The 11,212-nt window shown below is 67.4% G+C and carries 16 protein-coding genes; 10 read left to right on the top strand and 6 right to left on the bottom strand.

The features are described from left to right. The 5 genes from AB0D18_RS34730 to AB0D18_RS34710 form a co-directional block, all read left to right on the top strand. Positions 1 to 185: hypothetical protein (locus tag AB0D18_RS34730; protein ID WP_362427978.1), on the top strand; the 185-nt coding region annotated here is incomplete at its 5' end. Between the two features lie 93 nt (positions 186 to 278). Next, positions 279 to 617: a hypothetical protein gene (locus AB0D18_RS34725; protein WP_362427975.1), complete on the top strand. Its 339-nt coding sequence runs from the start codon at positions 279 to 281 to the stop codon at positions 615 to 617. 224 nt (positions 618 to 841) lie between these two features. Further along, complete coding sequence (locus tag AB0D18_RS34720; RefSeq protein WP_362427972.1) at positions 842 to 2,026, top strand: helix-turn-helix transcriptional regulator; 1,185 nt, start codon at positions 842 to 844, stop codon at positions 2,024 to 2,026. 104 nt (positions 2,027 to 2,130) lie between these two features. Then, entirely contained in the window at positions 2,131 to 2,667 is a 537-nt protein-coding gene (locus AB0D18_RS34715; protein ID WP_362427970.1) for a hypothetical protein, read from the top strand. Positions 2,668 to 2,827: 160 nt separating this feature from the next. Continuing rightward, complete coding sequence (locus AB0D18_RS34710) at positions 2,828 to 2,986, top strand: hypothetical protein (RefSeq protein WP_362427968.1); 159 nt, start codon at positions 2,828 to 2,830, stop codon at positions 2,984 to 2,986. A gap of 240 nt (positions 2,987 to 3,226) precedes the next feature. Here AB0D18_RS34710 and AB0D18_RS34705 read toward each other — a convergent pair whose 3' ends face one another. Then, complete coding sequence (locus tag AB0D18_RS34705) at positions 3,227 to 3,775, bottom strand: hypothetical protein (protein WP_362427965.1); 549 nt, start codon at positions 3,773 to 3,775, stop codon at positions 3,227 to 3,229. Positions 3,776 to 4,061: 286 nt separating this feature from the next. Here AB0D18_RS34705 and AB0D18_RS34700 point away from each other — a divergent pair, with 286 nt between their 5' ends. After that, complete coding sequence (locus AB0D18_RS34700) at positions 4,062 to 4,652, top strand: HNH endonuclease family protein (protein WP_362427962.1); 591 nt, start codon at positions 4,062 to 4,064, stop codon at positions 4,650 to 4,652. A 141-nt stretch (positions 4,653 to 4,793) separates the two neighbouring features. Here AB0D18_RS34700 and AB0D18_RS34695 read toward each other — a convergent pair whose 3' ends face one another. Then, entirely contained in the window at positions 4,794 to 5,042 is a 249-nt protein-coding gene (locus tag AB0D18_RS34695; RefSeq protein WP_362427959.1) for a hypothetical protein, read from the bottom strand. Positions 5,043 to 5,169: 127 nt separating this feature from the next. On the opposite strand from AB0D18_RS34695, the gene AB0D18_RS34690 reads away from it, so the two are divergent. Further along, a complete protein-coding gene (locus AB0D18_RS34690) occupies positions 5,170 to 5,295 on the top strand; it encodes a hypothetical protein (protein WP_362427956.1) in 126 nt (41 codons plus the stop codon). A gap of 525 nt (positions 5,296 to 5,820) precedes the next feature. Further along, entirely contained in the window at positions 5,821 to 6,288 is a 468-nt protein-coding gene (locus tag AB0D18_RS34685; protein WP_362427953.1) for a hypothetical protein, read from the top strand. A gap of 57 nt (positions 6,289 to 6,345) precedes the next feature. Here AB0D18_RS34685 and AB0D18_RS34680 read toward each other — a convergent pair whose 3' ends face one another. Next, entirely contained in the window at positions 6,346 to 7,050 is a 705-nt protein-coding gene (locus tag AB0D18_RS34680) for a GNAT family N-acetyltransferase (protein WP_362427950.1), read from the bottom strand. Between the two features lie 775 nt (positions 7,051 to 7,825). Here AB0D18_RS34680 and AB0D18_RS34675 point away from each other — a divergent pair. Together AB0D18_RS34675 and AB0D18_RS34670 are read left to right on the top strand one after the other, a co-directional pair. Then, positions 7,826 to 8,401, top strand: coding sequence for a hypothetical protein (locus tag AB0D18_RS34675; protein ID WP_362427947.1), 576 nt, complete (start codon positions 7,826 to 7,828; stop codon positions 8,399 to 8,401). A gap of 28 nt (positions 8,402 to 8,429) precedes the next feature. Next, positions 8,430 to 8,684 (top strand): hypothetical protein, encoded by a 255-nt coding sequence (locus AB0D18_RS34670; protein WP_362427944.1) that lies wholly within the window; start codon positions 8,430 to 8,432, stop codon positions 8,682 to 8,684. A 438-nt stretch (positions 8,685 to 9,122) separates the two neighbouring features. Here the strand turns inward: AB0D18_RS34670 and AB0D18_RS34665 are convergent, their stop codons facing one another. From AB0D18_RS34665 to AB0D18_RS34655, 3 genes are read right to left on the bottom strand one after another with little or no spacing between them, the layout of a single operon-like run. After that, positions 9,123 to 9,311 (bottom strand): hypothetical protein, encoded by a 189-nt coding sequence (locus AB0D18_RS34665; RefSeq protein WP_362427941.1) that lies wholly within the window; start codon positions 9,309 to 9,311, stop codon positions 9,123 to 9,125. A gap of 38 nt (positions 9,312 to 9,349) precedes the next feature. Continuing rightward, positions 9,350 to 10,096, bottom strand: a complete 747-nt coding sequence (locus AB0D18_RS34660; RefSeq protein ID WP_362427938.1) for a hypothetical protein — start codon at positions 10,094 to 10,096, stop codon at positions 9,350 to 9,352. Then, on the bottom strand, positions 10,093 to 10,749 hold the full coding sequence (locus tag AB0D18_RS34655) for a hypothetical protein (protein WP_362427935.1): 657 nt from the start codon (positions 10,747 to 10,749) through the stop codon (positions 10,093 to 10,095). The genes AB0D18_RS34660 and AB0D18_RS34655 overlap by 4 nt, the downstream gene beginning before the upstream one ends. Between the last annotated feature and the right edge of the window lie 463 nt (positions 10,750 to 11,212).

Raw genomic sequence — 11,212 nt, 5'->3', positions numbered from 1 at the left:
CCCGACTCGGACTCTGGGCCGCACCCTGGACCGTCCGCCCCCACCCCGAGCCCGCCGACCGCCAGCACCCGTGGCTGTGGTCCTGCACCACCCCCGACTGCCCGACAGCCGGAGCAGGCGTCAATGAAGGCAACGCCCACCAACGGGCCGCCGACCACTACACCCGCAAGCACGACACCGCCTGAGACGCACTCCAGGCGGGCACACCTCCGCCGAAGTCACGGATGCCCTGATGTCTCGCAGCTACTGTGAGCCCACCCGCACAACCGGAGGTCGCCATGGAATCCCTTCCGTACCTGTCCAGGCGGAAAGGGAAGGGCAACGGCAGGAAGCGGCTCTACGCCGTGCTCCCCGCGCTCTCGACCAGCTACCTGCTCCTGGGCAGCCAGGAGTTCAGCGTCCACGTCTGCGCGAGCGTCCTGCTCGGATGCTCAGCAGCCGTCGTCACCAACGAGGCCCTGCCACACAGGACCAGCAGGCCACAGGGTGCGGTCACAGGCCACGTTGACTACACCCGCATCGCGCTCCTGGAACACGAACTGCTCGGCATCCAGCCGCCGGAGGGCAGCGAGGCGGCGCGGCTCATCCGTGACGCCGCTCGCCGCGAACACCCCTAATCGCGCCCCACCCGAACCCTTGCGGAGCAGCGCTAGTTGTTGCCGCGCCGTAGGCGCGCTCCCGCCATTGCTGTACCGCCGGCCGAACGGCAGGACCTCATCTACTGGCTCACCGGCATGTAAGGAAAGCCCCACCCCAGCAGGCAATGGGGGTGGGGCTGTTCGTGTACCGGCGGAGCCGACCGCGGGTACCGTTCTGGTGTCGAGTCAGAACGGAGTTCAGTATGCACGCTCTGCCCCATGACCACACCGGTGCACGCATCAAGCGGCTGCGCCTTGAACGCCACCTCACCCAAAGAGCCCTGTCGGACCTGTCGCAGGTGCCGTACTCCACACTCACCAAGGCGGAGCAGGGTGTCATCCCCGCCAGCCCGCACGTCATCGCGTCCGTGGCCCGCACCCTGCGCGTGGACGTGGCCACGGTCACCGGCCAGCCGTACGTCACCGAACTGCGGGCCGATGAACTGGACATACTGATCAGGCCCATCCGCCAGTCGCTCGATGTGTACGACCTCGGCGCCGACCCGGACATCACCCCACGTGCGCACCAGCTCCTGGCCGACGATGCGGAGGGAATGCTCGTTTCGGTCCGATCCGGAGAGATCAAGCAGGTCGCGAGCCAACTGCCGGGGCTGATCCTGGAGACCACGACAGCGGCGCACACGGCGCCGGGCCGGGAGTCCTGGCTGTTGCTGGCAAGCACCTACCGGACGGCGTACGACGTCACCTCGAAGCTCGGCTATGGGGACCTGGCTGCTATCGCCCTGGCCCGCATGGACTGGGCAGCACAGCGCGGCTCTGATGCGGTGGTCGGCGGCATGTACCGGTACATGCGCGCGCTGACCTACCTCCGCGAAGGCGAGTACCGCACGGGCGCGCGCCTGGTGCAGCTCGGTCTCAGCACCCTGGAGCAGGCCGACGCGGGCCGGGAGCGGGACGTCGTGACCGGGCAACTGCACCTCGGCGCCGCGGTGATGGCGGGTCGGTCACAGGACAAGGACCGCGCGGAAGCCCATCTCGGCGAGGCCAAGAGGATTGCTGCCGGAACGGGCGAGGCGGCCGAGGTGCATTGGCTGTCGTTCGGTCCGACGAACGTCCGCGTGCACCACGTGTCCGTGCTTGCCGAGCTGGACGAGTACGGCGCGGCGGCCGAGAAGGGGGCAGGGGTGCAGATCCCCAGGTCCTGGCCGGCGTCCCGCCGTTCGCACCACCACGCGGAGCTGGCTCGTGCGCAGATGTGGACGGGTGACATGGACACGGCCTACCGCAATCTGCTGGTAGCCCGGAAGACAGCCCCGCAGCAGGCGAGGTATCACCCGACGGTGCGGGAGACGTACGCCGGACTGGAAGCGGCGAAGCGGCAGCTGCCCGATTCGTTTCTGTCGTTCGGCTCCTGGCTGCACGCCTGACGCAGGGTCACCCTCTGGCTCCGGCTATCAACAACCCTTGATAGCCGGGGCCTTGCCCTGCCCCCACCATGTCGACATCAGCCCCCGACGACATGGAGCCGACCATGATTCATCGTCCTACGGCTGGGGGTCTCGCCCGCCGCACACCGTCCGACGAGACACCCCTGCCCCGCGCTTCCTCCCAGAGTGCGCTCACCCCCTCCCACTGGCTGGCCCTCGCGCATCCCTCACCGGCGCGTGCCCACGGCGAGTGGAGGACCCACCGGGTCGCAATGCTCCCGCTCGGCCAGCGTTTCGACACGGTCCGGATCCCGGCCGCCGTCCTGTACGCGGCGCTTCACGACGTCCGCCCGGCTGCCGTGAGTCCGCTCCTGGAACAGGTACTGGACGGTCCGGTGATCCAGGATGCCGAGCGGTGGTTCTACCCGCTGGTGCCGGTGAGCGGGGCCGTCCGCTGGCAGTCCCGCGCCGCCACGTACGTAGGTGAGGGCTGGCTGGGTGTCCCGGAAATCCACCAGGTCCCACCTCCCGGCGCCTACTGGGTAGTGCCGATGCGCGAGCCCGGACACCTCTGTGACCAGACCCGCGTGGCCGAACTGGTCGCGGTCGGATCCGCCCGACTGTCCGGAGCGTCATCATGACGGTGCAGACACGACCGGCCGCGAGGAGGTACCAGACCCCCGAGTGCCGGTGCAACGAACACGCGATGTGTCCGGGGCCGCGTGAGATCCGGCTGGCCTGGCAGCGGCCGACGGACGCACCGGTCGAGACCCTGCGCTGCGAGTGCGGGTGTCACCGACGATGACGTACTGCGTCAAAGGCGGCCGCAGCCACCCGTACGAGGACGACAGCGGTGCGTACTGCGAGGAACACGGCGTCACGCTCCTGTGGAACGGCGACCCGATCACCGACGACGACCTCGCCACACCCCCGGCCGCCCCGGCCGAATCCGAAGAGTAGCCGGGGAGGCTGAACTTCGTTGGCTGCTTCCTCGGCCCAGCCCTCACGGATTCCTCGGCCCAGCCCTCACGGAGAGGGTTCCCGCTTGGCACCTCATCCAGCGCCTTGAGCTGGGGTGTTGCGACAATCACGAGAACCCAGGAGAAGCCGATCCGGGCCTGCTGTGTGTCAGAGGTGGGAGGGGAGTGTGTCCCCGGTCCGGCCGTCGGCGTCAACCGAGCCCGATGTCCTTCTCGGGCACTACTCCCCCTCCTCCGTTTCCGTCGTGTGCCGGGCGAAGCGCTCATGGGCCGACTGCCGGGTGCAGCCCAGCGCCGTACCGATCCCCTCCCACGACACGAAAGACACGCGTGCCCTGCGGACGGTGTCGATCGCGAGCGCGGGCGCTGTGCTCTGGAGGCGGGCGACCGCGCGCAGGGCGGCGAGCGGCTGGGTTCGCGACAGGCCGGTGATCCGTTCTTCGAGGGCGGTGAGCATCTGCTCGACATCGCGGGGGATCAGGCCCTCGACGGTGGTGACGTGGTACTCCCAGTCAGCGAACGGCCCGGTCTTCGCGTCATGGCCTTCGGTCGCTTCGGGATCTCCCCAGATCACCGGATGCGTGGTCGTACCCCGCCACCCGCAACAGCACGCGCTCCGCACACCGGCAGCGCGTTCGGACACCGTGCCGTCGCTGTCCCACCAGTGGGTACTCCCGCCCAGCGCCGCCACGGCAGGCGCGTCCTGCCCGTCCGACAGCACCGCGACCACCACACCTTCATGGCGTCCGGTCTCATCCATCCAGCTCATCGTCATACTCCTCGCCGACGTCAGAGTCTCCTGACATCCATGGTGTCAGGAACCCCTGACACAGGAAGGGTGTTTGAACGGAATGCCCTCCCGGAGCAGAGCAGGAGCAACCACTGGCACTCCAGCCCTGACTTGCCCACCCGCACCACAACCCGGGGCGGCAGTGCGATCATCACGGTTTTCGCTCCCCGGGGTGAACATCCCCTCAAGCAGAGCGACTTGGCACCCCGCACTCCGCTACGAAGATCACGACAGATTGTGATCTTCTTCGGACAGCGGGGACGCGATGCGCGTACGCAGCACACTGACGACCATCACCACCGCGGCAGCACTCGTGACGGGACTGCTCGCACCGGCCGCCGCCGCGCAGGCCGCCGGTGTACCCGGGCCGTGGGGTGAGCGCGGAGACACCCTGACCATGCCGCTGCAGAAGGCCCTGGCCGAGATGCCGGTCGCGGACGAATCACGCACCGGGTACGAACGGAAGAAGTTCAGGCACTGGATCGACGCGGACAACAACGGCTGCAACACCCGCGCGGAGATCCTTCTCCAGGAGGCGTTCCTCGCCCCGCAGAAGGACACCAAGTGCAAGATCAGCGGAGGCCAGTGGTACAGCAGCTACGACAACACCTACATCAACGGCCCGTCCACGATCGACATCGACCACATGGTCCCGCTCGCCGAAGCCTGGGACAGCGGGGCCTCGGCCTGGACGGCGGAGGAGCGGCAGGCATACGCCAACGACCTCGACGACCCGCGCGCGCTGATCGCGGTCTCCGCGAAGACCAACAGGTCGAAGGCGGACCAGGATCCCACGACCTGGATGCCGCCCTTCGAGGGCAACCACTGCCAGTATGCGGCCGAGTGGACCGGGTAAAGATGCGCTGGCAGCTCACCGTCGACCCGGCCGAGGCCAACGCCCTCGCCCAGACCTCCATCACCTGCGCCAACGCGCCTCTCAAGGTCACCCTCGCCCGATAAGCCCGCACCAAGGGCTTGTGGTCTCCCCTGGGTTCGTCTACCCCCGTGCAGGCCGGGCTTCCTGCACGGCCTTGCCCAGAGCAGCGGTGAACGTCCAGGACCCGTGCTCGGACACCAGCGGTGCCCGCAGCTCGTGAGCCCTGGCCGTCGCCGCGTACGCGGCGGCCCAGCGGTCGGCCATGGTGTCCGGGGCGCTGTCCGTCCACGCACCCACTGCGGCGAGTGCCTCCTCCGCCTGCAGCTGTGCGGCCACCATCTCTGCCGGGATCACCAGGTCATCGCTCATGGATTCGGATTCTATGGCGTCGGCCGGGTACTCCACGTGCCGCTCCACCCGGTTCCGCCTACGCTGGATTTCCCGGCTATCTGGAGGTCACCGTCCCAGTGCTGGCAGGCCCGTGTGGAGTGGAGCGGTGAGTTTCGGCCTGGTGACGATCATGGTCAAGGTGCTGCCGGCGACCGAGAACCACAACATCACCTTCCACCAGTACCACCTCGAAGACGGCGGTTCTCTGGGGGTGAGCTGCGGTGAGACATGAGGTCAGAGGCATGAGCACAGCTCAGCGACGGTTCGATGGACCTTCCGCAGTGCAACAGGTGTTGCACGATCGTCAGCCGAGTGACGCCATCGCGCAGACGCGGCGCTTCTGTCCTGCGCGTGGAGGACACTGAAGGCAGGAGCGCTCGCTGACGGGAGTGGCGATGTGGACTTTGCATGATCCACCCGGGGAGGACCTGGATGACGTTCCGCCTGACGTAGTGCTCTCCCAATACGGCACCGCATGGTTCAAGTCTCGTCCTGAGGATTACTGGTCTCTTAGCCTGTGTGAGGGGCCGCTGACGGTAGTAGAGGCCACAAAGCGGGTAGCCCGCCGTCAGGCCACTTCAAGCGACCACGTTCGACACACAACGGCAGCCCGACTGCGCGATGCCGGATTTTGCGTGTTCAGGAGCCGCCAGACTGGACATGTATCAGTCATGCTCAAGGGCGCGATCAGCCCGTGGCCAGATGCAGCCGCCGAAGCGTTTGACGGCTGCTTCTCGACCTCAGGGGAGGAGGACCGATGACTTCCTTTGTGAACCGATATCTGACCGAGGTCGGCACCACTGTCAGCACACTATCCGCATGGGACGGGCGGCCGACCAGCGCACTCGTTCACCAGTTGGATGTTTCTCAGATCGAGTTGTTTTGGCTCGTTTGGGACCTCGCACCTCGCTATGAGATCTGGCTCCGTGTGCCTGTCGAACAGTGGCAGACAAAGGAGCTCCTTGATCCCGACCTCCTGATCTCCGACTTCGTAGCCAGGCATGCTGATGGATCCGCCGCCGTAGTCGAGGTATTCGACCCAACCTCCGGCGCCCGCCCGTCCATCCTCCTGACGACCACGATGAAGATCCACGGTGCAGCGGAGAACCTTGCAGCTCTCATTGCCGGCCAAGCGCGCAAGGCTCTCGAGACTCGTTCAGAGCCAGTTCCACCTGCCCTCGCTGACTTTGCAGAGCTCGCCGCCGATCTCGCTGACGCGCAGTGAGGTTGCCCCCCCGGTCTAGCGGCCTGCAGGGTTCGGGCGGAAGTCGGTTTGCCGTGGTCAGTTGGGGGCCGGTGATCCCGCGTTGATCAGCCGTCGGTGCCCGGAATGAGCAGGAAGGCTCGACAGGTAGAGGAAGGCGACATCCCCGGGGAGACGCGTTCGAAGGATGCGGATGCCTGACTGCATCGGCTTGTACAACAGGGCGTGGCCGTCTTTGAGGTCGACGAGGCTGGTCTCACCCTCGGAGGTGTAGAGCAGCAGTGCTTCGTCGGGGGCCGCGACGGTGAACCCCTGGTTGCGGTGCCACCGCAGGGAGGCCCAGTTGGTCCAGGCCACTTTCGCGAAGAGCACTTCGGTGCCCCGTGCTCTTTCGTCTTCCTCCACGACGGCCAGCAGCGAACGTCCGATGCCGCGCCCTTGGTGGCCCGGGTCGACGGCGAGCATCCCCAGTTCGACGACGGTCCGGCCCAGGGCAGGGCGCAGCGCCATGGGGTGCTCGTCGATCCAGCTCATCGGCGGGGCGACGTGGATCATCCCGATCACTTTGTCCTGCTGATCGGCTGCGACACGGCAGATGGCATGACCGTGGCGGGCCCGGATGATCCCGCCGCGCGTCTCGATGTGCCCCAGCAGGTCCCTTCCCGGCCGGGCTCGGCCCTGGGTTGCCTCGTCCGTATGTTCCAGAGCCACGGCGGCCAGGAGCCCCACCGCCTCGCCGTCACCTGGTGCAGCAATTCGGACACGGTGCGTAAGAATTTCCATGGGGGTAGTGTAGGAATCCGGTGACGTCTTCCGGGATCACGTCGGAGCCCGGCCCCGGCGGGCCCATCCGCCGACTCTGTGGGTCGATGGGCAACGGGCTTCGTGCAGTTGCCGCCCCGCTGTTCTGCCCGGCAGCCCTGCACCGGCGAGTCCGGGTGGGCCCTGCCCCTGGTACAGGGCCGGGCGCATCCCCTTGTCCGTCTTTGAATCGACGCCTGCTGGTTGACGTCAGGAGCGTTCCGGGCAGCCGTTCATGCCAGGTGTCCGTCACAAAATCCGCGGTCCGGATCGCGGGGCTGGTCGTCGTTGAAGGGGGTAACCAGTCCAGGGGCGCAAGGTTGACGGAGCAGGTGGAGCGTCGCCATCGCCAGTTCGTGGCACACGTCGCTGTTGGACTTCGTCGAACCTCACATCGCCATGCCGCGCTCAACGAGCGGGCGCCGCCCAAGTTGCCGCCGCAGGCACCGTCGTTCAACTCAGCCGCATGCGCTGCTGGGGCTTGCTTCCCGGGCCCCGGGCACGAGGTCGCGCAGCATGGTCGCCAAGTGCTGGGGGTGCAGTACTGGTTCACCAGCGGGGAGCTCGAACAGATCGACGCCCACGGTAAGGATCATGGAGGATTTCGGGCCAGGCATGAGTACGGCGGCCCAGCCTTCACCGTGGGAGACACACCATTCCCGGTGGGGAACCATGCCTGTCATCGGACTCACAGCCCCCTTGACCTGGCACAGCGGGTCGGCACGTCCGCTCGGACCGGGAACGTTAATGTCCCTGCATGCTGGAAAAGAGGGACCTTCACGTGGCGGCGCTCAGGGTCTTCGGACGCAGTACCGACGGTGCGGTGCAGTGGCCCTACGGCCTGCACAATGCTGCCCGGCGCCGCCGATGGCAGACACCCGAGTCCCCCGAGGATTTCACGCGCCGACAGGCCAGCCAGCGTGCGAAACAGCAGGCCATCACCGAGTGGGCCACTGGCCTAGGCCTTCGCCGCAGCCAGGTCGGCTGCTGCCCGCGCTGGCTGACCCGGACCACCTCGCGAAAGTGCCCGTCCGAGCCGACGCACCCGGAGCAGGAATGCATGGTCTACGGTTCCGACCCCCGGGTCGGGTGGCTCGATCACGTGATCGCCTGGAACCTCAACGGCCGGCCAGCTGTATTCACCACAGCTCCGTACGGCTTGGAGGACATTCACCGCATGGAAGTGGCCTCTCTGGTGGCGCCCGACCTGCAGCTCGATGCGGCCTTTGGGGCCGGCTGGTACGGATTCGGAACCCAGCAGGTGATCTTGTGGCGCCGAGACCGCATCCCCTCGGTCCCAGCCTGCGATCTGCCGACGGAAACGTACTGCTGAACCAAGGGCAGCCGCTAAGAAGTTCCCTATGACTATTCGTGGGGCTCGGGCCCTGGAGGAGGAACTTCTGTTCCTCTCGAAGACGGAGCGCCCGCGGCTCCGGATGGCGATGGAGGAGGCCGGCGAAGATGAGGGTGACCACGACTCCGCGAAGGAGGCGGAGTGCAGCGCGGCCGAGGAGGAGTTGGACTTTGTCGAGGCCCGGATTCGAGACCTTAAGGCCAAGCTCACCGACTCGGTGGTCGTCGACATCACCGCGGTGACGAACGCGGGGAAGGTCTGACTCCAAGCCATCGAGCGCGCCATCACTGCGCGCCTGCGGTGGAGGGTTCAGTTCTGCCTCGGCTTGCCCGGGTAGGACTCGGCGGGACGGCGCCGGGTACCGGTTCCGAGGAGTGCGAGTCGGATGGTGGCCAGGCCGAGCTGGAGAAGAAGGCGGGCACCGTCTTCTCCGGCACCTCATGTCCTGAGCTGGGCTGTGCGTGGTGGGAGACCCCGCCCATGAAGGGCAACGGGCAAGCCCGCTCGCCTGAAGCTCCCACCACACCCGTGTCGCGCTGAAAAGACCAGCACACAGTCCACAATGGGGGACGCGCGTCTGCAATTCCGGCAACGCCGAGGCTTGATCACCTCATCGGCCGAGGTTTCCCGCCTTGTACAGCCCGATCCGCCACAGTATGGGCACCGAAGCCGCACCATAAGAACAAGTTCAGAAGCTGTGTCATATGCCAGCAGAGCGGGGGTACGGGCGTCGCGGCTCCATGATCAGTCCGATCAGCTCGGTCCTTTCCGCTTCGCGCACGCTCTTGAGGACGAGCTCCATTTCGTCCTCGATCAACATGCTGACATGTTGTTTTGGCGGCCTCGCCAGTTCTATTTCCTTCGACGAAGTGCGGTCTTCATGAGCCATGAGGCACTCCTCCCTCGGGGTGGATATGACGCAGCGTACTAGGCGTCTGCGGTGTCGGAGGAGGGCTGGAGGTACCACCGTGGGGCGTCGCTCTGCGCGTCGTCTTCGGCGCGGCGCAGGGTGTATTTGCCGCAGGTGCTGTCGCACCGCAGGTCGAACCAACTGTCCAGGTGTGCGGGGTGGCACTCGCCGTAGGTTGTACGCGGCAGGTATGTACGGAGGTGTGTTTCGGCGACGAGCTGTCCGGTGGTGAGTGGTGCGCTCGCGTAGAGGGAGAACCAGTCACTGAAGAAGCAGGCCCACCGCTGTTCTGGCCATACGTCCTCTTCCGGTGCCGGGGCGGCGGGTGCTGCCAGGGGATCGGGCGCCTGGGGGCAGCTCAGGTTGCTGTGGCTGTCCACCCACCGCCAGGGTGAGTCCGGCCCTTCCACGGGGCGCCGCTCCAGGTTGATGCCGCAGTAGCGGCAGGGGCGGGCTCGGAGGCGAGTGGTGTCGCACCGGGGGCACGGCTGTCCGGTTTCCGTGCGGCGGGAGTTCGGTGTGACGCACTGGCGGCACCAGGCGACCTGCTGCGGTTCGTGGTCCCCCAGGTGGATTGTCGGCGGCGCGGTGAGAGTGGCGGCCTGGGCAGTGAACGCCGCGGTGGCCAGGGCCGCGAACGCGGCGGCGGCCGGGAAGTCGCCGGCCTGGGCGAGATCGTGGGCTCGGGTGAACAAGGTGTCGCCGTCGGTATCGGCCGCCGTGCGGGGCAGATGAGGGGTGGGTTGGAGGGGCAGCAGGGTCATGGGGTTCCTTTACGTGTGCGTTGGGCGCGCTCGGCACGGGCCCGTTTGAGCGCGGCCTCGCGGACGGGGTCCTCGGTTCGGGCGGCGAGGATGACGCTGTCGGCTGGTCCGGGCTCGGGCCGGTCCGGGGGAGCCACTGCGCGCGGGGTGGCCGGGTCGGCAAGCCGCGCGCGGGCCTGCTTCAGTGCCCGGTCGATGCCGGTGCGGGCACCTGGGCGGGTGCGGAGGGGGCGGGTATCGGCGGCTGGGGTCCGGTGAGGGCTGGCCAGGAGTGCGCGGCGTATGGCTGCCAGGGCGTCCTGCTGGGTCTGCGCGCTGGCGGGCACGGTGTCGTCCGCGATGTAGCGGTACTCCGGGCGTTGGCAGTGTGCGCAGGTGCGTTCCGAGCGCAGGCGCATGCCGTCCTCGCAGTCAGGTGCCGGGCAGGTGCCGGGAGCAACCAGCATGAGGGCGATTTCGTCGGGGTTCCAACGCCGCTTCTTGGGGTTCTCCGCCGCCCGCTCTCGCCATGCGTGGGCCCACCGCCGATGCCAGCGCCGTTCCACCCGGTCGCTCAGCTGCTGGGGACTGCGCCGGGCCAGTTCGGCGAAGACGGTGTCGCGTACTGCTGCGGGCAGCCGTCCGTGCATGGCGTCGACGAGCGGCGAGGGCATACGGCGCAGAACAAACTCGACTGGGTCGCGACCGGGTCCGGGCAGGTGGTGGGTGCATGGTTCGCAAGCGGTGCGTCCGGCGACACGTTCCGTGTCGAGGAGCTTGATTCCGCAGCGTTTGCAGGCGCCCCGGCACTGGGCACACCGTCCGTCGGGCATTCCGTCCAGGTGGGGGGCGGGGTGGCGCCCGCAGTCCAGACAGCATTTCGCGCATTGGGTACACAGCCGTTCGGCGCCGGAGTTGGTGTCCCAGCGCCGGTCCTGGCAGCGGCAGCACAGGTATGGCTTGCAGTGCTCGTTGTGCTCGGTCGAGGTGGCTCCGAGGTTGCGCATCGGCTAGCCGCTTTCTGCCGCCCTGTCAGACGAGTCAAGTATGAAGCCTTTCGAGGCCATTCCCCGTGTTTGATGTCTTTGATTCAACTTTGCGCAATCGAGCGCGGGGGCTGGACCCTGGCGCAGTCCC

Origin of the sequence: Streptomyces sp. NPDC048442, assembly GCF_040651475.1 — a bacterium.
In the GTDB taxonomy this organism is placed as follows: Bacteria; Actinomycetota; Actinomycetes; order Streptomycetales; family Streptomycetaceae; genus Streptomyces.
Note: the sequence above shows the minus strand (reverse complement) of the source record. Positions and strands in the feature narration are given on the sequence as shown.